Here is a 22,878-nt window from a genome sequence, read left to right as displayed (position 1 = left end):
ATATGCTCTCAAGCCAAGCGCCAAGCCGTTTTGGGCCGGAGCCCGCCCTGGATAAGAAAACAATCAAGTTATTGATTTTGTTGAATTTTTTAGAGATATCAAACGCTACGCAAGCCAAGCTGCAACTCGCTTTAGCTGAAAATATTTTCCACCCACCGCTGTGGATCACTTGACAACCATGTTTTTTACCGCACCCCAGAACGACGTCATCAGCGTCTCCTCCCTCAACCGCATGGCGCGCGATCTGCTGGAAAGCGGACTACCGCCGATGTGGATAGGCGGAGAAATCTCCAACCTCACCCTGGCCGCGTCCGGGCACGCCTATTTCTCCTTGAAGGACGGCGGCGCCCAGGTCCGCTGCGTGATGTTCCGCGGCAAGGTGTCGCAACTGCCCTTCCGCCCGGCCGAAGGCATGCAGGTGGAGCTCAAGGGCACCGTCACCCTGTACGAGGCCCGCGGCGACTTCCAGATCAACGTCGATCAGATGCGTTCCGCCGGCCTGGGCCGCCTGTACGAGGCCTTTGAAAAGCTCAAGGCCAAGCTGCAAGCCGAGGGCCTGTTCAATCCCGCGAACAAGCGCCCCTTGCCTGCCCACCCAGCCGCCATCGGCATCGTCACCTCGCCGGCCGCTGCCGCCTTGCGCGACGTGGTCAGCACCCTGCGCCGGCGCATGCCCGGCATCCCGGTGATTCTCTACCCGGCCCAGGTGCAGGGTGAAGGCTCCGCCCAGCAAGTGGCCGACGCCGTCCGCCGCGCCGGCGAACGGCGCGAGGTGGACGTGCTCATCGTCTGCCGCGGCGGAGGCAGCATTGAAGACCTGTGGTCGTTCAACGAGGAAATCGTCGCCCGCGCGGTGGCCGCCAGCCCCATTCCCACCGTCAGCGGCGTCGGCCACGAAACCGACTTCACCATCTGCGACTTCGTCGCCGACAAGCGAACCCCCACGCCCACCGCCGCCGCGGAACTGGTTTCCCCCAGCCGCGAACACCTGAACGCTCAGCTCGAAACCGCCAAGCGCGGCCTGGAACGCGCACTCGGCCGCCTGCTCACCGACAAGTCTCAGCAACTGGATTACCTGGCGCGTCGGCTGGCTCATCCGGGCGAAAAGCTGCAACGCCAGCGCGAGACGCTCCAGCGTCAGCAAGAACGGCTGCAACGCCAGCTGAGCGGTCTGTTCGAACAACGGCGCTGGGCGCTGCAACTGGCGGACAGCAAGCTGCAGCGCCGGCGGCCGGACCTGGTGCATGCAGCCCAAGCCATGGACCGTTTGCAAACCCGGTTGCAACGCGCGCGCCAGGACCTGCTCATCCGGCAAACGCAGAAGCTGGACACCCTGGCCGCCACCCTGTTGGCGCTCAACCCTGAAGCGGTGCTGGCCCGCGGCTACGCCATCGTGCAAAAACAGGACGGCACCGCGGTCAAGTCCCCGAAAGAGCTCCGCAACCACGAACGCGTCAGCCTGCTTCTGGCCGAAGGCAGCACCGAGGCTGTGATTGACCATCCACAAGGCGCGCAGCCCAGCTTGTTCTGAACCCAAGCTGCGCAGCCAAAAGAGAATGGGGGCCGTGGCCCCCGTTCGCCAGAGCTTCGGCGCAGCCTGAATATCCCCGCGGCGCCAAGCCGCAAGACAATGACGATTAGCTTTAGATGCCAAAACGTTTACTCATTCGACATTTAACTGCGCTAGCATCCGGCGCGGGAAATAACGCCAAGCGCGTCTTGCCCATTCGTCTTTGAGTCTGTTTACGATCTCGCGAGCAAGGGCGAGGCAAGGCGAAAACAAGCGAAAAAGCGGAGTGTACGAGTGACACATAAGCATTTTGAGTTTGTACTCACCGTGCAACGCTTCACGAAGCGCAGCAGACTTTGAACAGCTTTTTACCGCAGCCAGGGAAGCTTCATGTCGCCGGTACACAAATGGGAAATCACCGTCGCCGCCAGCGGCTACTATCCCGACCTCGCCCATAATTTCTTCGGCAACGACATCGATCTGGGCTACGAAAACGACCACATCGGCATGCAGTTCTACGCCTATTCTCGCCATATCGACGAACTGGACGACCCCGAGCACGTTTCCCAACGTCTCTTGCAGCTGCTGCTCAACGACGCCTTGCGCGCCGCCGCCGGCAGCGTCAGCAGCATGCCGGTCCAGTTTCTGGGCTTCAGCGCTTACGAAAACGGCTGCCGCTATCCCATCAGCGCCCATCGGATCGAAGAAGAACCGTTCAGCCACAACCCCAGGATCGACCAGATTCACACCCGCTACGAGAATCCCCGCCAACGCTACCCGTCCTATCTGCTCTACCTGGCCAAGCACGACCCCTGCCTGCGCGATCTGCTGTTCCTGCTGGGGCTGATCTCCACCAACACCACGCTGGAAAATGTGCTGGCCTGGAGCACGCTGTACAAGATACTGGACAGCGTCAAACACTACGACGCCTTCGCCGACCCGGAGCAGCTCAGCCTGTTCACCGCCGCCTGCAACAACACCAGCATCCTGGGCATCTACGCCCGTCACGGCGCGTCGGAGAACCCGCCGCCCAAGCGCGCGCTCACCGATATCGACGACGCCAGCGCGCTGATCGCGGGCATGACCGCACGCTTCTGCCGTAGCTACGTCGCCGCCAAATATTCCTGAAAAACGGTTGCCGCTCTCGCAACCATGGCATTGCGGGTTTTCGTGGGGGTACAGCGGCCGGCCAAGTCCGCGCCTGCCGGAGCCCCCCATGCCCGAATCTAGCGGAGCCTTCGAACACATCCTGGCCGCCTATGAGCCGGCAACCCGCGGCCTGCCTTACTTGACCTGCAACAGGTCCGCCAGATGAACGTCCACGCCGCCGGCCGCGCCCACCGCGTTGACGTGGTCGAAATAATCGTACCAACCGCTGGCGCGGATACCGGCCAGCATCGCCTCGCAGGCCTCTTGGCTCGGCAGGCTCCACACGCCCAGGAAACGATAGGGCACAGCCTGATCCGCGTCGGCGGAAATCTGGCTTAAAGTCAGCAATTGAATGCCCAAGCCAGGCAGCGCCTCGATATTAGTTTTGACTTGGTCCAGGAAATCGGTGCGGTGCAAAAAACTCAAAGCCAGCCAAGCCGGCTTTGGGCTGTACAGTTCCACCAGATAATGCGCCATTTAGGGTCTCCATGAGTATGAACAGCCGAAGCCGCGTCCTCCAGATTAAGCCGCGCTCGGCTTCACATGTCATTGCATCTTATTGCCAGCTGAAAAACTTTGATGTTATAAAAAGCATCCGCCCGCTCCCATTGAAATTTCGGTGAGCGGCGCACAGCCACCGCGGCTACCGCCGCGCTAGCCAGATCCCCCAACAAGAGCATTCCGCGCGCCCCTCCCTGCCTGGCAGCAGCCGGGCGTCGGCGGCATTGCCATCGCAGGACAAAGATTCATCATGCAGTGTAGACACGCCCTATTGCTGTCGCTGGCCGCCTTGAGCGCGAGCCTGACGGCGGCTCCCCTGCCTTCTTACGACTTCGCCTTGAAAGATCCGTGGGACGCTCGCGCCAAACCATCAATGAAGCCGACGGATAAAAAGAACAAGCCGCTCAAGTTCAAAAGCGCGGTGCAGTTGAAAGACCTGGACGCCGGCCCTGATTTTTCGGTCAAAGCGGATCTGAGCACGCCCAGCTTGCGGGAACGGAGGCAAAGAGAGCGGATGCAGCATTGCATCGGCATCAACCCGCCCCCGGGTTGCCCCAGCGCCGGCTTCAACCCGCTGCCGCGTTGCTTCGGCCAGAGCAATTGCGAGCAACACGCCCCCCCGCCGGCTCATCCGCTCAGCGGCCCCACCCGGCAGCAGCCGGGAGATTACTCGCTGCGCGGCAGCTGGCTGCCGCGTTGAGACGCAAAAAACCCGCTCCTTGCGAGCGGGTTTTTCATTGCGGCTGGAAGCGGGCAAACGTCAGCGGGCGTTTTGCGCCAGCCGCGCCACTTCCTCGGCGCTGCGCTTGTGGTAGCCCAGCAGATAGTAGGCCACCACAAGGAAGGCCAGCCAACCCGGGCCAATAATCAAGGCGATGCGAGTGTCCGGGAAATAAGCCATCAAGCCCACCACTAGGATCAAGAATCCCATTGCGATGTAAGAACCATACGGCCAAAACGGCATCTTGTAGGCCAGCGCCGCCAGCTGCTCGCGGCTCAGAGTGCGACGGAAGCGCAGTTGGGCCAGCAGAATGATCACCCAGGTCCAGATCGCCCCAAAGGTGGAAATCGCGGTCAACCAGGTGAATACCTCCTTGGGCGCCAGGTAGTTGAGCAGCACGCCCATCAGCAGCGCGAATACCGACATCAGCAAGGCGAACACCGGCACGCCTTGGCGCGACACCTTGGCGAACACAGGCAGCGCCTGCTGTTGCTGGGCCAGGTTGTACAACATGCGGCCGGTGCTGAAAATACCGCTATTGCACGAAGACAGCGCGGCGGTGAGCACCACGAAGTTGATGATGCCGGCGGCGGCGGGGATGCCCAACTGCTCGAAAGTCAGCACGAAGGGGCTGCCGCGGGTGCCCAGTTCATTCCACGGGTAAATAGCCAGAATGACGAACAGCGCGCCGATGTAGAAAATCAGAATGCGCCAGAATACCGAATCCACCGCGCGAGCCAGCGCTTTTTTCGGGTTCTTGGCTTCGCCGGCAGTCAGGCCCAGCATTTCCACGCCCAAATAAGCGAACATCACCATTTGCAGCGACATCAGCACGCCGCTGAAGCCGTTGGGCATGAAGCCACCGTGACTCCATAGATTGGAGATGCCGGTGGCCACCCCGCCGTGGCCCAGGCCGAACACGATCATGCCCAGGCCGCCGATGATCATCAACACAATAGTGACGATTTTGATCAGTGCGAACCAGAACTCGAATTCGCCATAGGCCTTGACCGCGATGAAGTTGACGCCGCCCATGGCCACCAGCGCGGCCAGGGCCCAATACCAGGCCGGAATGTCCGGGAACCAGATACCCATGTAGACGCCGACGGCGGTGATTTCCGCCATGCAAGTCACCAGCCACAGAAACCAATAGTTCCAGCCAGTCAGGTAGCCGGCCAAGGGGCCGAGGTAATCCAGCGCGTAACGGCTAAACGATCCGGCCACCGGGTTATGAATGGCCATTTCTCCCAGCGCGCGCATGATCAGGAAGATGGCGAAGCCGCCTAGGGCGTAAGCCAGCATGATGGCGGGGCCGGCCATTTTGATGGCGGTGGCCGACCCCAGAAACAGGCCGACGCCAATGGTGGCGCCAAGAGCCATGAGGTTGATATGCCGCTCTTCCAGTCCCCTGTGCAGGGAGTCCTGAGCAGGTTGCATAGTTGCTCCTTTAACTGTCTTTGTATTGCGTAAGGGTTGAGGCCTTGGCGCTTAGAACCCGTTTACCATCTGCTGCGCTTCGGCGATACAGCATTGAAAACACCCTAAAAATGCTCATGTACCACGAGTACATTCCGCTTTTTCGGTCGTTTTCGCCTTGTCTCGCTCTTGCTCGCGAGATCGTAAACACGTTCTTAGAGCCTGTTCACGATCTCGGGAGAGCATTTCGGAAAAGGCACTCACGGTGTAACGCTCCGCAACACCCAGCAGGTCGTAAACAGGTTCAAGAGCAGCGCCGCCGCCGATGTTATGGCTTGGGATTGTCGTTGTAACCCATAACACATGGGGCAGGAGATTACCTCAAGACTTTTGTCATGTCATGTTTCAGAATATAGATACGCGCAAGAAGCATAAATACGACTCTTAATGCCGATTCCCCCGCATCGGCGCCAACATCCCCCTGCGCGCAGCCCACCACCGGTCTTGATCTTCGGCATCCAATAGTCCTACCAAAGCCGACAGGTGCTATCAATAAAGCGTTGAATCGGTTTATCGAGCCGGGAGCATGCACCTATGCGGCACCACAGCCTCAGCCTGAAGCTCAACCTGGCCTTCATGCTCATCATGTCCGTCCTGCTGGCGGCGTTCGGCGCGCTGGACTACTGGCGCACCCAACAGGAATTGCGCCAGGCGCTGGACAGCGAAATCGCCGCGATCGGCGCGCGGCTGGCGACAAACCTGGCCGGGCCGATGTGGAATTTCGACAGCGCCCAAGGCTTGCGGGTGCTGGAGGCGGAGATGGGAAAACGCGCGCTCCGCGGCATTTTCGTCCGCGACGCCAACGGCGCGCCGTTCGCAGGTTACCGCCGCGAGGCCGACGGCTCGCTGCTTCGCGTCGGAAAGCCGGCCTCTGATGCGGATATGACCCGCGAACGCATCGTGGTCTTTCACGACGGCGCGACCGCGCGCACTGTCGGCAAACTAAGCCTGCAAGTGTCCACGGAAGAAATCCGCGAGAAACTGCACGCGGTACTGTGGCGGGTATCGGCGGAAATCCTGCTGCTGGATCTGGTCACCGTCATGGTGCTGTCCCTGCTGGTGCGCCGCCTGCTGCATCAGCCCATCCGCGAAGTGAGCCAAGCCCTGCACGCCATCGCCGATGGCGATCTGACCGCACCTCCGCGCTACACCAGCCAGGACGAGCTGGGCGACCTGGCAGAATCCACGCGCCGGCTGGTGGCTAAGCTGGCCGGCATTCTGGGACATATCGACGCCTTCTCCTCGGACCTGGCCAACGCCGCGCGTCAGATCAGCCAGGCAGTGGACACACTGAGCCAGCAAGCGGCAGAGCAGGCCAACAACATCGACAAGAACAGCGCCAGTCTCGAACAGATCTCCGCTTTCGTGTGGAAGAATCGGGACGATGCCCGCACCACGAACCAGATGGCCAGCGACAGCAGCAGGCATGCGGCTGCCGGTGGCCAAGCGGTGGACGAAACCATCGCCGCGATGTGGGATATCGCCAATAAAGTGCTGATCATCGACGATATCGCCTATCAAACCAATCTGCTGGCGCTGAATGCGGCGATAGAGGCCGCGCGCGCCGGCGAACACGGCCGCGGCTTCGCGGTGGTGGCAGGAGAAGTGCGCAAGCTGGCGGCGCGCAGTCAGCAGGCGGCCAAGGAAATCAGCCAGCTGACGCAAAGCAGCGTGCGCCGCGCCGAACACGCGGGCGAACTGTTCAACCAGATGTTGCCGACGATACAAAGCACCGCCAGCTTCGTGCAAGACATCAACCAGTCATCCAACCAGCAAGCGCTGCAGGTGGAACAGATCAATCAGGGCGTCAGCGAAATCAGCCGGTCGATGCAAGCCAACGCCGCGGCGTCGGAACAACTGACCGCCACCGCGCGCGGCATGAGCGAGCAGGCGGTGGAGCTGGCGCAGACCATAGGCTATTTCAAATACTGAGCCGGCCGTTGCGCAAAGAAAAAACCGCCGGGCTGACGCGCGGCGGCTTGAAGGGCGGCTGCGGGGCTCACACCGCCTTGAGCTTGCCCTTGGCCGGGCGCTCCTCGGGCTTGGCTTCCGCGCCCGCTTCGCGCTCCCAGCTTTCCTTGTAGGCGCGGCCGTAATAGCTGTCCAACAGCAGCTGCTTCAATTCGCTGATCAGCGGGTAGCGCGGGTTGGCGCCAGTGCACTGGTCATCGAAAGCGGCTTCCGCCAGCAAGTCCACCTTGGCCAGGAAGTCCGCCTCGGCCACACCGGCGGCCTGAATGGACGCCGGAATGTCCAGCGTGCGCTTGAGCGCGTCCACCCATTCGATCAGCTTCTCCACCCGCTCGTGGTCGCGACTGGCTTCCAGGCCCAGGTGGCGGGCGATTTCAGCGTAGCGCGCCACACTCTTGGGCCGGTCGTACTGGCTGAAGGCGGTCTGCTTGGTCGGCACATCGGCGGCGTTGTAGCGAATCACATTGCTGATCAAGAGCGCGTTGGCCAGGCCGTGGGCCAGGCCGAATTCGGCGCCAATCTTGTGCGCCATCGAATGGCAAACGCCGAGGAAAGCGTTGGCGAAGGCGATGCCGGCGATGGTGGCGGCGTTGTGCACCTGCTCGCGCGCCTTGGGATCGCCGGCGCCGTTGCGATAGGCGGACGGCAGGTAATCCTTCAACAGCTTCAGCGCCTGCAAAGCCTGCGGGTCCGAATACTCGTTGGCCATCACAGAAACGTAGGCTTCCAGCGCATGAGTCACCGCGTCGATGCCGCCGAAGGCGGTCAGCGACTTGGGCATATTCATCACCAGATTGGCGTCGACAATGGCCATGTTCGGCGTCAGTTCGTAGTCGGCGATCGGGTATTTGACCCCGGTGTTCTCATCGGTGACCACGGCGAACGGCGTCACTTCCGAACCGGTGCCGGAGGTGGTGGGCACCGCCACCAACTCCGCTTTGCGCCCCAGTTTAGGGAACTGGTAAATCCGTTTGCGGATGTCCATGAAGCGCAGCGCCAAGTCTTCGAAATGTACTTCCGGATGCTCATACATCACCCACATGATCTTGGCCGCGTCCATCGGCGACCCGCCGCCCAAAGCCATGATCACGTCAGGCTTGAAAGCATGCGCCAGGTCCGCGCCCTTGCGCACCACCGCCAGCGTCGGATCGGCAGGCACCTCGAAGAACACCTCCACCTCCAAACCCATTTTCTTCAGCAGACGGATAGGCTCGTCCACGAAACCATTGTCGAACAGATACTGGCCGGTGACGATCAGGCAGCGGCGTTTGCCGGACAGGTCTTCCAGCGCCACCGGCAGGCAGCCGCGGCGGAAATAAATGGACTTGGGCAGCTTATGCCACAGCATGTTTTCGGCCCTCTTGGCCACGGTCTTCTTGTTGATCAGGTGTTTGGGGCCTACGTTTTCCGAGATAGAGTTGCCGCCCCAGGAGCCGCAGCCCAGGGTCAGCGACGGCGCCAGGCTGAAGTTGTAGAGATCGCCGATGCCGCCTTGCGAGGACGGCGTGTTGATCAGGATGCGCGCGGTTTTCATCTTGTCGCCAAAGTAGCGGATGCGCTCTCCTTGCAAGTCCTGATCGGTGTACAGCGCCGAGGTGTGGCCGATGCCGCCCATCGCCACCAGCGCCGCGGCCTTGTCGCAAGCGTCGATGAAGTCGCTGGCGCGGTACATCGCCAATGTCGGCGACAGTTTTTCATGGGCAAAGGCTTCGGCGGCGGATACATCGCTGACTTCGCCGATCAGCACCTTGGTGGCCGGCGGCGTTTCGATGCCAGCCATCGCTGCGATCTTGGCCGCGCTCTGGCCGACGATGGCGGCGTTGAGGCCGCCGTCCTGCAGAATCACCTTGCGCACCGCCTCCGCTTCGCGTTTGGACAGGATGTAGCCGCCGTGCTTGGCGAAGCGCTCGCGCACCGCCTCGTAGATTTCGTCGACGATGATGACGGACTGCTCCGACGCGCAGACCACGCCGTTGTCGAAGGTCTTGGACATCAGGATGGAGGCGACGGCGCGCTTGATGTCGGCGGTCTCGTCTATCACCGCCGGGGTATTGCCGGCGCCGACGCCGATAGCCGGCTTGCCTGAGGAGTAAGCGGCCCGCACCATGCCCGGCCCGCCGGTGGCCAGGATCAGATTGAGGTCAGGGTGGTGCATCAGCTGATTGGACAAGGCCACCGAAGGCTCGTCTATCCAGCCGATGATATCCGGCGGAGCGCCGGCCGCCACCGCCGCCTGCAACACCAAACGCGCCGCTTCGCAAGTGGAGCGCTTGGCGCGCGGGTGCGGCGAGAAAATGATGCCGTTGCGCGTCTTCAAGGAAATCAAGGCCTTGAAAATGGCGGTGGAGGTGGGATTGGTGGTGGGCACGATGCCACAGATCAAGCCGATCGGCTCGGCGATGGTGATGGTGCCGAAGGTGTCGTCCTCGGCCAGCACGCCGCAGGTTTTATCCTCCTTGTACTTGTTGTAGATGTATTCGGAGGCGAAGTGGTTCTTGATCACCTTGTCCTCCAACACGCCCATGCCGGTTTCCGCCACCGCCATCTTGGCCAGCGGTATCCGCGCGTCCGCGGCGGCCAGCGCCGCCGAGCGGAAGATGTGGTCCACCTGCTCCTGGCTGAAGCCGGCAAACGCGGCCTGCGCTTTTTTCACCCGCGCCACCAGCGCATCCAGTTCCAATTCATTGCCTACGGTCATTTCAAGTCTCCCAAACAGTTAAACCTGTTGCGACGAGAGAATGACTAATTGGTGACAATCTATTTTCATTTATGAAAATATAATCTAGACAATATTATTGTCCATTCACCGCTCATTCTCATCGCTTAAAAACTTTTTGTAGCAAGCGCATTACATCAATACACTTTCAACGCAGAAAACCCTGTCGCCCGCAAACGCGAAACCATAGCGGCGGCATCAATAAGCTCATGCTAAGCGAAAAAACGATATTCGTTTTTGCGCATTGCCAAACAAATACGGATTAAGCGGAGAAAAAATGTCCCAACCGGAATCATCAGGGGAAAAACGCGCGCATCCGCTGTAATGGAGACGCTACCGCGCCGACGCCGCGCAAATAGAATGGCCGCCTGACGGCGGCCATGGCGGCGAAGCAAAAAAGCGGCGTGCCGCTATTTCATAAAGCTGTATTTAAAGAACTGGCCGGCGCGGGTCATTTCGCGGATCTTGGCCGGATCGGTCTCGCCGTTCAGATTGGTGATCACCAGCTTGCCATAGCCTTGCTTCAGATCGTTGCGGAAGTCGTAGAACGCGCCCAGCACCGCCAGCTTGCCGGCCTCCACTTCGCCGGCGTAGGTCATGATCGCAGTTTCCACTTGGTTGTTGACGTTCAGCAGCGCGCCGTTGGTGGGGTCAATGCCCTTGGGAATATCGATGGTGGCCAACTCTTTGCGTATCGCCGGCTCCAGAGCGCCGTAGTCGCCGGAGGCGGCTTTGATCGCACCGCAGGCGGCATGGCCGATGATGATCAGCAAGGGGGTATGCAAATGCCTCACCCCGTACTCCACCGAGCCCTCGGCGGTGGCCAGTTGATTGCCGATGTCGCGCACCATGAACAGATCGTTGACCGCGTCGGCGTGAAAGGCGTTGGTTTGCACCCGGGAGTCCGAGCAGGTCACCACGGTGGCGCGCGGGCTCTGATGCTCGGAGAATCGCTCGAAATAGGCCTTGTCGTGCGACTTCATATAGCGGGCGTTGGCTTCGACGATAGCGTCCACCACGCCGCGCACTTGCTGGGCTTCGGAGGCGAGATGCGCACCGGCGTGCGCGTCGCCGTGCTCGGCCGGAGCCGCCTTGCGCTTGGGCTTGGCCACGCGGCGCTTTTTCACCGGCGCATGCACTTCCGGGCTGGGCTCGCTCAAATTCTTGGCCGCCGGCGGCGGCGCCATCTTCACCGCCGGCTCCAATTTCTCCGGCGGCTTGGTTTCGGCATGTTTGGCTTCAGCGGGCTTGCCCTCGGCCGGCTTGGCTTCCGCGTGTTTCGCTTCGGGCTTGGCCTCCGCTTTAGCGGCCGGCTTGGCTTCGGGCTTGTGTTCCGCCGCCGGAGTTGCCGGCTTGGCCGGTTCCGCCTTATGGGCGTCAGGCGCCGCCGGCTTCAACTTCAGCGGCAACTTGATCACCGTCTTGGGTTGAGACCCTTCGGCCGGCGCGGCCTCTTCCGCCCAAACCTGAGCCGTCAACAACAGCAGACAAAGCGCCAGTTGGCGCTTGCGTCCAAGCATCCCCATTTACAGCTCCTTATTGTCATCTTGGCGGTCATTATATTTATGCAATATCGGCCATGTTTGATAAAACTGAAAGACGATATTAATTGACCTGCAATTAACACAAAATTATGACAATAAGTTAAACAAGAGATGCTCCACATGCAAACCGCGACTACGACTCAGCTGCTTTGTATCCAATACTCGACAATGCGTCCCTCCTCCACCCGATAGCAGGCACTGCCGATTTGCCGCACCGGCTCGCCGCTGCCGGCCAGATTTCGCCCAATCTGAGTCCAGCGCGCGTACGCCTTGTCTCCGTCCACCAGCAGTTCGTCCACCCGAAGTTCGAAAGCGCCGTAGTCGCGCAGGAACTCGCGCACGTGCGCCGCGTAATCCGCCGGGCTGCGCTCCAGCGTGTACGGCGACTCCGCCACCAGTTGATGCGCCAATACCTTAGCCGCCAGATAGTCGCTCGCCGCATCCGGATTGCGTCCGGAACGCACCTCGTTCAAAAACCCCGTTACTACCGCTCTGGTATCCCGCATTTTCGTTTCTCCTCGATTCAACATCACGGTTAATGAAATACTCGTCGGTTCCGGGCGCAATCGACCGGATTGGCGCACTGCCGCCCCCCGCTCAACGCCGCATACCTCACGCGCTCCAGCTCCTCGGTTTCGTCGCGAAGCGCGCGCTGCGCGTGGGCCCGCATGCCCTCCCACCACAAGCGGCCCAGCCGCCCCCAAAACCGACCCCAAGCCCCCTTGATCCCCCATGCCATGATGCGCTCCAATTGTTCTGCTATTGATCAAGAAAGCATGCTAATCTACATGCCCATACAATAAAATCCGTGAAATACCCACACACTGTTCTGAAATGAAAACAAACCACCCTCCCTCTCCGGATGCTCTGCTGGCCTTCGACGCGCTGGCCCGCCACGGCAGCTTCACCGCGGCGGCCGACTCGTTAGGCTGCGCCAAAAGCCGCGTCAGCCAATTGGTCAAACAACTGGAACTGGAGCTGGGCACGGTGCTGGTGCTGCGCAATACCCGGCGCGTGGCGCTGACCGAGGCCGGCCAACGGCTGGCCATACACGCGCGCCAATTGCGCGAGATGCTGGACCGGGTGCGCGGCGACGTGGGCAATGTTCAGGATTGCGTGGAAGGCCCTCTGGTGATCAGCTCCGCCTCGGCCTTCGCCCAGTTCCTGCTGGTGCCCATTTTGTCGGAGCTCTCCAATCAGTACCCGGGGCTGGAGATGCAGTTGCAAGTGGAAAACCGGCTGCAAGACCCTGTGGCCGAAGGACTGGATTTTTGCGTGCGCACCCGTAATGTCTACGACGACGGACTGGTGGCCAAACCGCTGGGCTTCATGCGCGAAACCGTCTACGCCTCGCCCGGCTACCTTGCGCAAGCCCCCAGACTGGAACACCCGGAGGACTTGTGCCTGCACCGCGTGCTGTACGACTCCAGCAAGGCCCCCAGCGAAACAGTGGAATGGGCGCTGGAAAAAGACGGCGTCTATGTGCGCATGCCGGTACGGCCGGTGCTCAGTTGCAATCAGTATTCTCCGCTGGTTTCCGGCGCGGTGGCCGGCTGTGGCCTGGCGCTGCTGCCCCACTACGTGGCCAACAGCTTTCTCGCCACCGGCCAGTTGGTGCCGGTGCTGCCGGGCTGGAGCCACGACTGCTGGCCGGCTTTTCTGGTCTACCCTTACCGGCACCCGTTGCCGCGCAAGAACGAGGTATTCATCCAACACGTGGTGCCGCGGCTGCGCGCGCTGCTGGCGGCGGAACCGCAAACGGCTTGATCCAGACCAAAACGCGCGGCACCTCCTATGGGCTATGCTGGCGCGCGACCAGGCGCTCGGGAAAAGCGCGGGCAAACGATTGGAAAGGGATTTATGCAACACAGCGATATTCTCATCGTCGGCGGCGGCATGGTGGGCTCGGCGCTTGCCGCCGCGCTGTCCGGCCACGGCCTGAGCATTGCGGTGCTGGAGCAGACGCCGCCCGCCCCGTTCGACGCGACTCAGCCGCCGGATCTGCGGGTTTCGGCGATCAGCCCCGCCTCGGCGCGTTTTCTGGCGGGCATCGGCGCCTGGGACGCGGTCCTGGAAATGCGCGCGGCCCCCTATCTGCGCATGCAGGTGTGGGAAGGCGAGGAAACCGACGGCACGCTGTTCACCGCCGAGGAGGCCGGCGAAGCGGCGCTCGGGCACATCGTGGAAAACCGAGTGGCGCAATTGGCCGCCACCCAAGCCCTGCTGGGAAAAGCGGACATCGACTATCTGGCGCCGGCCGCCATCCGCCGCATCGTCTACCAGCCCTTCGCCTCGCGCGTGGAACTGGAGGACGGCCGTCAGTTGAGCGCCCGCTTGCTGGTCGCCGCCGACGGCGCGCGCTCATCGGTGCGCGATGCCGCCGGGATCGGCGTCACCAGTTGGGATTATCCAATGCACGCGCTGGTGGCCTGCTGCGAGCAGGAACAAACACAGCAGGACATCACCTGGCAACACTTCACCCCCACTGGCCCGCAAGCCTTTTTACCGCTGACCGGCCAATACGGATCCTTGGTCTGGTATCACCGCCCTCCGGAAGTCCAGCGTTTGCTGGCGCTGGACGAGGCGGAACTGGCCGCGGCCTTTCACGCTGCCTTTCCGCGCAAGCTGGGCAATATCCGCCGCATCGTGGCCAAGGGCAGCTTTGCGCTGACCCGCCGTCACGCGCAGCGCTATGTCAAGGACGGCGTGGCTCTGGTGGGCGACGCCGCCCACACCATCCACCCGCTGGCCGGCCAAGGCGTGAACCTGGGCTTCCAGGACGCGGCCAAACTGGCCGAAGTGATCCTTGAAGCCGCGGCCCAAGGCCGGGATTTTGCCGCCGTCGACGCGCTGCAGCGCTACCAGCGCGCGCGCAAACCGGCCAATCTGGCCATGCAAACCACGATGGACGCCTTCTGCTATGGTTTTGGCAACGACATTGCCCCGCTGCGGCTGGCGCGCAAGCTGGGGATGCGCCTGGCCAATCACGCCGGCCCGCTGAAGCGCGAAGCGATACGCTACGCGCTAGGGTTGAGGGGCGGCTGACGCCACACGCATTCCTCCTTGCTCGCCACGGCGTCATCGCGGTTTAGCGGCTATGCTGAAGCGTTCGGACTTCATCCGCGCCGGCGCCGCTTTCACGGCTGGCCGGCCACCGTTCAAGGAGACTGCCCAATGAAACGCCTGCCCTTGCTGACCGCGCTGGTTTGCGCCTTAGGTTCGCTGTCCACGCCTGCCTTGCCCTTCTCTCTTCCACACGGCCCGCTGTTCAGCCAGGCAGGTGGCAGTGGACATGACGGAGGAGGAGGTTCCGGCGGCGGTGGACATGAAGGCGGAGGCGGCGGTTCTGGCGGAGGTGGGCATGACGGCGGCGGGGGCGGTTCCGGCGGAGGCGGACATGACGGCGGAAGCGGCGGTTCCGGTGGCGGCGGACATGACGGTGGCGGGGGCGGTTCCGGCGGAGGTGGACATGAAGGTGGCGGCCCAGGCTCCGGCGGCAATCACGAGGGAGGCCCGCAAGGCGGCCATGCTCCCGGCAATGCCGACGGCGGCCCGCAGCATGGGGCCCCTCCCGGCGGAGCGCCTCATGGCGAACCTCCGGGAGATCGTCGCGCGGCGCCAGGCGCCGACGACGCGGCCGCTCAGAACAAAGGCCAGCAATAAGCCGGCGGATAGAACAAGGCCGCGCCTAAAGGCGCGGCCTTGTTTATGGTCCGGAGGCGATAGCTAACCCCCTCTCAGACCGCCTCCACATTGTTATGAACCTCGCTATCGCGCAACACTACCTGCGCCCATACCGCAGCATCCATATAGTACTGGTTGACCAAATCGACGTCGAAATCCAGCACCTTGGCCAACGCCTCGATCTGTTCAGTGTCACCCTGCTCGCAAGCCAGCGCCATCGACAGGAAAGGCGCGAACATGCCGCGTTGTTCCACCACCGCCTCGCGCACAGGCGAGGCCAGCTCCAGTGGGTCCAGTACATCGGGGAAAGGCGCGCCCAGCAAAACGTCCAGCATGGAAAACATGCCGGTGAGGAATAGATGCTCGGCCTCCACACGGTTACCGCGGTAGCTGCCCATGCGCTCCAGCAAGCGGGCGCGGATCAGTGATTTTTCCAGCAGCGACACCGCGGTGCCGTCGTCCTTGCGCGAGGTGAACAGCAGCATGGACAGCCACTTGAACAAGGTTTCCCGGCCCAGCAGCAGCAAGGTTTCCTCAATGGTCTGCACCTTGCGCGACAGGCCGTGCACCGGCGAATTCATGAAACGCAGCAATTTGAACAGCAGCACGGAGTCCAGCTTGAACTGGGTTTCGATCTCGGCGGCCGCGGCATTGGCGCGCAACATGCGCATGATTTGCAGCACCCGGGTCTGGCTGGCATCCACCTTGCCGCCTTCCAGCGCGCGGACGGTGGCGATGAAAGGCCCGTGGAACAGGGCGAAGCGATTATGTCCCGGCCCGCGCAGACAGACATCCAGATCCTCCGCGGTGCCGACATTGCGCGCCATCCAGCGCACAGTGGGGTAACGCTTGGGCAATTGATCCAGGATGGGCTCCAACACCTTGGCCGACGGCGCGTCGAAATCCAGAATCATGAAGTCCATGCGGCTGAAAAGATCGTTCTGCAGATGGGCCGGCAAGCAGCCCGGATCATAGGCGGCCGGCTCCAGCGCGAAACGCATCGCTTTTTGCTTGAGCGCGTCCAGCCGCTTGATCATATCCTCGGACACCGAACCGGTCTGCGACGGCTCCAGCACGAAGATCACGCTGCTGGCCGGCATATTCGACAGCATCGGCTCGTCCAGGGTGTCGATAGAGATATGGACAAAGGCGCGGCGGAAGGCCAGCAAGCGGAAAATGTCCATATTCTGCAGGGTGCTGAGCATCAGCCTGTCAAACTCCTGCTGCTTGCCGGCTGCGATATTGCGCTTGCCCTGACGCACAAAGAAATCGTAAGCCACCACCCGCTGCAGCCTGTCCATCACCGGCTGATGGGAAACGAAGCCCAAAGTGGGCGGCAAATCCAGCGGCGGCGCGTTCTCCAACTGCCGGCTGGCCGGCGAGTCGTGAGCCAGCTCGGTGAACGGCGCGGGCACAGGCTGTTCGTCGCTCGTGGAGTCCGAAGATTTCTTCATACGGCCGGTCAGGCCGCTGATCAGATTTTTCAGCATGTTCCATCCTACCGGATATGCCGGCGTCGTCCCGGCTTACGGTTTACAGTCTAGCCGATTCGGCCGGCAATTCTGGGAGTATCTACCGAAACATCGCCGCATTGCGCGCGATGACGCATAGCGTGGTCGATCAACACCAGCGCCAGCATCGCCTCTGCGATGGGGGTGGCTCGGATGCCGACGCAAGGATCGTGGCGGCCGTGGGTTTCCATGGTCAGCGGCTGGCCTTGCTTGTCTATCGAGCGGCGCGGCTGGGCGATGGAAGACGTCGGCTTAATGGCGATGGACACCTCGATGTCCTGGCCGGTGGAGATCCCGCCAAGCACGCCGCCGGCGTGATTGCTGGCAAAGCCCTGTGGCGTCAGTTCGTCGCCGTGCTCGCTGCCGCGCTGGGTCACGCAGCCAAAGCCGGCGCCGATTTCCACGCCCTTGACCGCGTTAATGCTCATCATTGCGTGGGCGATGTCGGCGTCAAGACGGTCGAACACCGGCTCGCCCCAGCCCACCGGCACGTTCTCGGCCACCACCCGCAGCCGCGCGCCGATGGAGTCCAGACTCTTGCGCACGCTGTCCATATAGCTCTCCAGCTGCGGCACCACCTCGGGGTCTGCTGCAAAGAAGGGATTGCCGGACACATGCTCCCAAGCTTTGAAGGGAATGGCCACTTCCCCGATCTGAGTCATATGGCCGCGGATAACGATGCCGTAGCGTTCATGCAGCCATTTCTTGGCGATGGCGCCGGCGGCCACCCGCACCGCCGTTTCGCGGGCGGAAGAACGGCCGCCGCCGCGCGGGTCGCGGATGCCGTACTTATGCCAATAGCAATAATCCGCATGACCGGGACGGAAGGTGTCGGCGATATTTCCGTAGTCCTTGCTGCGCTGATCAGTATTGCGGATCAGCAGCGCGATCGGCGTGCCGGTGGTCTTGCCCTCGTACACGCCGGACAGGATTTCCACCGAGTCCGGCTCGCGGCGCTGGGTGACGTGACGGCTGGTGCCGGGCTTGCGCCGGTCCAGTTCCGCCTGGATGTCGGCTTCGTTGATCTCCAGCCCCGGCGGGCAGCCGTCCACCACGCAGCCAATGGCCGGGCCGTGGCTTTCGCCGAAGGAAGTCACCGTGAACAACAACCCCATGGTATTGCCTGACATCTTCACTGTCCTTTGTATTCGGAATCCTTGGCGAAGATTCTAGCACGACCCGCCAGGCTACCAGCCGGCCGCCGTCGCCATGCGGCGGCGAAACCAACCGGTGATGGACAAACGCTGCCGGCCGGCCGGCAACACTTCATGCCAGAAGCGGTCGGACAAAAACAGCGCCAGGGTGCCGGCTTCCGGCCGGACATCGACATGACGCTCGCCCTCCTCGTCCAGGTACAGGCGCATCTCGCCGCCGGCCTCGGCCGGCCAGTCATCGTTCAGATAAAGCACCGCCGTCAGCGCGCGCGCGTCGTCGTCGCGAAAGCGGTCCAGGTGTTTTTTATAGAAAGCGCCCTGCGGATACACGGCGAAGTGGGACTCCAAGTCTTCCAGGCCCATGTAAAACGCCTGGTTGACCGCCTGTCGGACGGCATCCAGCTTGGAGAAATACAAGGAGGCGGCGGAGTCCGCTTGCTCCGGCTCCAGCCACAGCACCGAATCCGAACGGATTTCACTGCGGCGGTTCTGCTGCGCGGCGCGCCCAACAGCGGCCTCATGGAATTTTCCCTGCTGCCAGTTGATCAGGCACTCCTCGCGCAGCAGGCGGATTTCTTCAACGGTGAACAGGCTGCGGTCCACGACCCAGCCCTGTTCGGCAAGGTTGTCGATAACGGGCCCCAGCAAATAGGGCGAAACTTCAAAATCTTGTGTCATGGTTCATTCTCCCAGGCGCGATTTCTACCACAGTCGCGCTTCCAGGAAAATGTGATTTATCAGTAATTTTCGACGACCTCCTCGTAACGCCCATGCAGCCATGCCAATACCAGCGGGAAATGGTCCCGGATGGCATCAGGATGGGTCAACAATGACACATGGTTGTAGTCGTGCAGGTGGCCGGCGCGCCGCGACAGCAGACACAGCCGCGACAGATGCGGGCCGGATTCATCGCGAAAACGGCGCACGTCTTCAGGATGGCCGCGACAGGGATCGTTGCCGGCGGCAAAGTACAAGGCTGGCGGCAAGCGCGCGCTTTGGGCGGCGGCGCCGTAGTCGAAGCCGTCGTCGCTATCCACCCAGGGCTTGGGCTGCGCCCACAGCTTGCTTTGCAGATGACTCTTGTCGCTCTCATCGTCCGCCCCCAGCCGGATGCGCCGCGCCGGCAGGTAGCCGAACAGGCGTATCAACACACGCGAGGCGATATTCCACATGAAGTCCACCTCCACCAGCTTGTTCAGATTGCGCACCCTCACGCTGCGCTTGCTGCCGAAGTAGACCAGGCTGGCCACTTGCTCCGCCAGCTCGGGAAAACGGATCAGGCAGCTGGACATGTGCACGCCGCCCCAGGAATGCGCCATCCAATGCAACGGCGCGCCGTTCTTGAGTTCGCGAATGTGGCGATGCAGCGCCGGCAGATCCTCGCAAATGGTCTCGGTCTGCCCGTGGCGCGAAGCGCGGCTGATCTTGGGCTGGCTGCGGCCGCGGCCGCGCAGGTCGGCCACAAATACATCGCAGCCAGCCTCGGCCAAGTAATGGGCCAGCCCTCGACCGGACTCGCTGTAAAAAGTGCGGCCGTTGGCCATCACCCCGTGCAGCAGCAACACCGGCGGGCCGTCCTCCCGGCAATAAATGCGTTTCAGATACAGTTGCTCGTCGCCCACCGCGACAAAGTGGTCTTGCTGGCGCTTTTCCATGCGTTCTCCTCGTATCGGCGTCTGCTTCGTCGTCTGCGCGACGATTCAAACAAGCGCTTGATCATGACAAAAAAGTCGTCAAAGAGAAAGCTCGCCACGCGTCACAACCGGTACTCCATCTCGCAAGCCAAGACGAAAACGGCGGAGAAAGCGGAACGTACACACCGTACATGAGCATTTCGAAGGGGTTTTCAGCGCCGTATCGCCGACGCGCAGCAGATCGTAAACAGGTTCTCAGATCTTCAAAGCCGCAGCCTGCCAGCACCCAATGCTCCGGGCCTGTCGCAAGGCCTCGCCGCGCAACGCCAGCCACCAGGCCAGCGCGCACAAGCTCGCCATCACAGCGAACAACACCCCGCCGGACGCGCGGGCCAGCATCCAGCCGGCCAACATCGGCCCCAACGCCCCGCCCAGGCTGGCCAGATTCTGCGCGCCATAGTAGACGACTTTGCAGTCCTCCGGCGCGATCGCGTCTATGTACAGGTATTCGGCCGGCACCAGCACGATCTCCCCCACGGTGAACACCAGCATCGCAGCGCACATGCCCAGCAGCCCGCCGGGCGCCCAGCCCAAGCCCAAAGTCCCCAGCCCCAGCAGGAGGAAGCCGGCGCCGATGGCTTTCATCAAACCGGAGCCCCTGATCCGCCGGCCCAGCGGATATTGCAGCAAAACCACGCCAACCGCGTTGCAGCTGATCAGCGCCGACATCCAACGCAACACCTCGGCCTCCGGCAGCGACTGCATCAGATACAAGGGCAGATAGCTGGAAAAACGGGCGTACACCAAGTTGGCCAAGGCACAGCTCAAGGTGAACAAGACCAGCACCCGGTCTTGCCGCAAACGGCCCAGCGTCGCCAGAAAGCCCGGAGCCGGCGCGCCGGCCTCCCGGCGAGGCGCACAGGAGCCGCGCGGGGTCGCCAGGCCTCCCGCCGCGGCCAACACGATCGCGCACCAGAACGGCCAGTCGCCTCCCCAGGCCAGCAGCAGGCTGCACAGCAGCGGCCCCAGCGCCCAGCCCACGTTGGCCAGGGTGTAGCGCAAGGAGAAAGCCTTGCCGCGCCGCTCCGGCGGCAGCAAATCGCTGATCAAGGCCTTGATCGCGATGCTGTGCACCGCCTGGCCGATCTCGCTGAGCGCCAGCGCCAACGCGCTCCACCACAACTGCTGGCTCAGCGGCAGCACTAGATAATTCAGCGCGATCAACGCCACGGAGCCCAACAGCACCGGCCGCCGCGGCCAATGATCCAGCAAATGGCCGCCGTACAAGCCCATCAAGGCGGACAGCAGCAAGACTCCGCCCAGCAGCAAACCGGTCTGCTCGCCGTTCAAGTTCAGTTGCCGCCCTAGAGTCAGCACCAGCAAGGGCGCGATCACCGCCCGGCTCATCGTCAACAACCAGGAGCTGGCCAGCAAGCAACGCACCTGGATTTCTTTTTCGTCAATCATGCCAACGCCTATGCAAACAGGAAGTTCCCCCAGTATCCTGCTAAAAGCGGAATGCAAAAATGGATAAAAACAGAACAAATCGCTTCCGCTTTTAGCGGAGTCCTCAGCGGGAAGCAGACATGAAGCTGGAACAACAATATCAGGCGCTGCATCAGGCCTACGCCGACCGGCAGCCCGCGCAGCCGGGGCTGGCCGAACTGTGCGCACTGTGGAAGTGCAGCGAGCGCAACGCCCGTTTGCAACTGGCCAAGATGCGCGCGCGCGGCTGGCTGTCCTGGGAGCCTGGCCGGGGACGCGGCCGCAAATCGCGGCTAAGCCTGCTCTGCCGGCCGGAACAGTTGGAATGGGAGCGTCTGCAACACCTACTGCGCGACGGCAAACTGGAGCAGGCTTTCGCCCAATTGCCGCCGCAGCGGCGTGAACAATTGCTGAGCGCGCTGCCACAATACCTGGGCAGCGCCGCGCAAGGCCGCTGCCTGCGCATCCCGATACCGCATGCGCCGTTGAGCCTGGACCCGATCACCGTCAGCGGCCGGCTTGAGTCCCATCTGGTCCGGCAGATTTTCGACCGCCTGTGTCGCTTCGACCGCGCCTTGCAAAGCCTGCAGGGCGGCCTGGCTCACCACTGGGAGAGCGACGCCGAGGCCCGACGCTGGCGCTTCTGGCTGCGCCCCGGCCTGCAATTCCACGATGGCGCGCCCTTGCAAGCCGACGCTGTGGCCGCCAGCCTGTTGCGCCTGCGCGAACCGGACAACCCCTATCAGCGGCAATACCGCCATCTAAGCTCGGTCGAGGTCCACGACGTGCAGTCCTTCAGCTGCAGCTTGGACGACGCCGATTTTCTCTGGCCGCAGCGGCTGGCCACCGCCAACAGTTCCATCGTCCCCTTGCGGCGCAATGCCGACTTCGACCGCCTCCCGATAGGCAGCGGGCCGTTCCGGGCGCTGCGTCACAGCGAGCAGCGTCTGAGCCTGGCCGCCTTCGCCAACCATTACCGCGAACGGGCGCTGCTGGATGAGATCGAACTGTGGTTCATTCCCTCCGGCAACGACGGCCAAGACTTCCACCTGCGTTTGGATTACGCCAACGACGACGCCAACGGCAGGCTGCAATCCGCTTGCACTTATTTGCTGCTGAATCCAGCACTGCCTGACAGCGAGCGCGCACCGCTGATGCGCTGGCTGGCGGAGCCGACGCTGGTCCAGGCCAACGACGCCCTGCAAACACCGGCGCTAGGCCTGCTACCAGGCTGGCGCCATCCATTGCCGCAAGCAGGGCGCCGGCCTCGGCTCGACCGTACCCGGCTGCGCCTGTTCCATTACGACCTGCCCTGCTTCCCGCCGCTGGCCGCCGCCATCCGTCAACGCCTGGCCGGACTGGCCATTGAGTTGGAGATCCACGCCCTCAGCCGACGCGCTTTTTTTCACGACCAGGACTGGTGGCGACAGGCCGATCTCATGCTGTGCAGCGAGGTACTTCACGACGATCGCGACTATAGTTGCCACGAGTGGCTGGGCACCCGGCAACCGTTGCAGCGCGGCCTGAGCGCGGAGGCACAGGCGCGGCTGAACGCGCAGTTGCGGGATATTCAGCGCCAAGCGGACAGCAGGCGGCGCATGGCCGGATACGCCGCCATCGGAGATTGGCTGTGCGCGGAAGGCTGGGTGCTGCCGCTGTCTCATGAGCGCCAGGGGCATCAGGCCAGCCCGCAACTGGCCGGCCTGCAAATGAGTGAAAACGGCTGGACCGATTTCGCCGGCCTGTGGCTGCGGCCTGTCCAATCGGACTGGCCGGCATGAATCCCGATGAATTTTCCCTTCTTGGGGACTTGAGAATCCCA

At 62.4% G+C, this 22,878-nt stretch carries 18 protein-coding genes; 8 read left to right on the top strand and 10 right to left on the bottom strand.

The window, feature by feature from the left end; translation table 11 throughout:
• Positions 1-178: 178 nt before the first annotated feature.
• Together xseA and GYH29_RS04055 are read left to right on the top strand one after the other, a co-directional pair.
• Positions 179-1,531 (top strand): exodeoxyribonuclease VII large subunit, encoded by a 1,353-nt coding sequence (gene xseA / locus GYH29_RS04060; RefSeq protein ID WP_161523211.1) that lies wholly within the window; start codon positions 179-181, stop codon positions 1,529-1,531.
• A gap of 369 nt (positions 1,532-1,900) precedes the next feature.
• Positions 1,901-2,638 (top strand): hypothetical protein, encoded by a 738-nt coding sequence (locus GYH29_RS04055; protein ID WP_161523210.1) that lies wholly within the window; start codon positions 1,901-1,903, stop codon positions 2,636-2,638.
• 156 nt (positions 2,639-2,794) lie between these two features.
• On the opposite strand, the gene GYH29_RS04050 is transcribed toward GYH29_RS04055, so the two are convergent.
• Positions 2,795-3,136 (bottom strand): DUF6616 family protein, encoded by a 342-nt coding sequence (locus tag GYH29_RS04050; RefSeq protein WP_019100242.1) that lies wholly within the window; start codon positions 3,134-3,136, stop codon positions 2,795-2,797.
• A 274-nt stretch (positions 3,137-3,410) separates the two neighbouring features.
• Here GYH29_RS04050 and GYH29_RS04045 point away from each other — a divergent pair, with 274 nt between their 5' ends.
• Positions 3,411-3,860 carry a hypothetical protein gene (locus GYH29_RS04045; RefSeq protein WP_141111020.1) on the top strand — a complete coding sequence of 150 codons (450 nt, stop codon included), beginning with the start codon at positions 3,411-3,413 and terminating at the stop codon, positions 3,858-3,860.
• Positions 3,861-3,920: 60 nt separating this feature from the next.
• Here the strand turns inward: GYH29_RS04045 and GYH29_RS04040 are convergent, their stop codons facing one another.
• A complete protein-coding gene (locus tag GYH29_RS04040) occupies positions 3,921-5,318 on the bottom strand; it encodes an amino acid permease (RefSeq protein ID WP_043592678.1) in 1,398 nt (465 codons plus the stop codon).
• A gap of 573 nt (positions 5,319-5,891) precedes the next feature.
• On the opposite strand from GYH29_RS04040, the gene GYH29_RS24975 reads away from it, so the two are divergent.
• A complete protein-coding gene (locus GYH29_RS24975) occupies positions 5,892-7,289 on the top strand; it encodes a methyl-accepting chemotaxis protein (protein WP_107731570.1) in 1,398 nt (465 codons plus the stop codon).
• Between the two features lie 67 nt (positions 7,290-7,356).
• Here the strand turns inward: GYH29_RS24975 and adhE are convergent, their stop codons facing one another.
• From adhE to GYH29_RS04020, 3 genes are all read right to left on the bottom strand, one after another.
• Positions 7,357-10,026, bottom strand: a complete 2,670-nt coding sequence (adhE, locus tag GYH29_RS04030) for a bifunctional acetaldehyde-CoA/alcohol dehydrogenase (RefSeq protein WP_161523209.1) — start codon at positions 10,024-10,026, stop codon at positions 7,357-7,359.
• Positions 10,027-10,454: 428 nt separating this feature from the next.
• Entirely contained in the window at positions 10,455-11,570 is a 1,116-nt protein-coding gene (locus GYH29_RS04025) for a carbonic anhydrase (RefSeq protein ID WP_232060507.1), read from the bottom strand.
• A gap of 158 nt (positions 11,571-11,728) precedes the next feature.
• Positions 11,729-12,094 carry an ester cyclase gene (locus GYH29_RS04020; RefSeq protein WP_081574635.1) on the bottom strand — a complete coding sequence of 122 codons (366 nt, stop codon included), beginning with the start codon at positions 12,092-12,094 and terminating at the stop codon, positions 11,729-11,731.
• A 328-nt stretch (positions 12,095-12,422) separates the two neighbouring features.
• Here GYH29_RS04020 and GYH29_RS04015 point away from each other — a divergent pair, with 328 nt between their 5' ends.
• From GYH29_RS04015 to GYH29_RS04005, 3 genes are all read left to right on the top strand, one after another.
• A complete protein-coding gene (locus GYH29_RS04015; RefSeq protein WP_081574633.1) occupies positions 12,423-13,355 on the top strand; it encodes a LysR family transcriptional regulator in 933 nt (310 codons plus the stop codon).
• Between the two features lie 93 nt (positions 13,356-13,448).
• Positions 13,449-14,633, top strand: coding sequence for an FAD-dependent monooxygenase (locus GYH29_RS04010; protein WP_161523208.1), 1,185 nt, complete (start codon positions 13,449-13,451; stop codon positions 14,631-14,633).
• 247 nt (positions 14,634-14,880) lie between these two features.
• A complete protein-coding gene (locus GYH29_RS04005; RefSeq protein WP_161523207.1) occupies positions 14,881-15,318 on the top strand; it encodes a hypothetical protein in 438 nt (145 codons plus the stop codon).
• A gap of 7 nt (positions 15,319-15,325) precedes the next feature.
• On the opposite strand, the gene GYH29_RS04000 is transcribed toward GYH29_RS04005, so the two are convergent.
• From GYH29_RS04000 to GYH29_RS03980, 5 genes are all read right to left on the bottom strand, one after another.
• Positions 15,326-16,762, bottom strand: a complete 1,437-nt coding sequence (locus tag GYH29_RS04000) for an EAL and HDOD domain-containing protein (protein ID WP_043592691.1) — start codon at positions 16,760-16,762, stop codon at positions 15,326-15,328.
• Positions 16,763-16,812: 50 nt separating this feature from the next.
• A complete protein-coding gene (gene aroC / locus GYH29_RS03995; protein ID WP_043592693.1) occupies positions 16,813-17,913 on the bottom strand; it encodes a chorismate synthase in 1,101 nt (366 codons plus the stop codon).
• A 57-nt stretch (positions 17,914-17,970) separates the two neighbouring features.
• Positions 17,971-18,615: a 2OG-Fe(II) oxygenase gene (locus tag GYH29_RS03990; RefSeq protein WP_052052151.1), complete on the bottom strand. Its 645-nt coding sequence runs from the start codon at positions 18,613-18,615 to the stop codon at positions 17,971-17,973.
• Between the two features lie 59 nt (positions 18,616-18,674).
• Positions 18,675-19,592, bottom strand: coding sequence for an alpha/beta hydrolase family protein (locus tag GYH29_RS03985; RefSeq protein ID WP_161523206.1), 918 nt, complete (start codon positions 19,590-19,592; stop codon positions 18,675-18,677).
• Positions 19,593-19,826: 234 nt separating this feature from the next.
• On the bottom strand, positions 19,827-21,038 hold the full coding sequence (locus GYH29_RS03980) for an MFS transporter (RefSeq protein WP_161523205.1): 1,212 nt from the start codon (positions 21,036-21,038) through the stop codon (positions 19,827-19,829).
• 119 nt (positions 21,039-21,157) lie between these two features.
• Between GYH29_RS03980 and GYH29_RS03975 the strand changes: the two genes are divergently transcribed.
• Positions 21,158-22,837: an ABC transporter substrate-binding protein gene (locus GYH29_RS03975; protein WP_161523204.1), complete on the top strand. Its 1,680-nt coding sequence runs from the start codon at positions 21,158-21,160 to the stop codon at positions 22,835-22,837.
• The last annotated feature ends 41 nt before the right edge of the window (positions 22,838-22,878 follow it).

It is taken from the genome of Chromobacterium haemolyticum, from assembly GCF_009936155.1.
Lineage (GTDB): Bacteria > Pseudomonadota > Gammaproteobacteria > Burkholderiales > Chromobacteriaceae > Chromobacterium > Chromobacterium haemolyticum.
The sequence above is the reverse complement of the archived record's forward strand: the minus strand, read 5'-3'. Positions and strand labels throughout refer to the sequence as shown.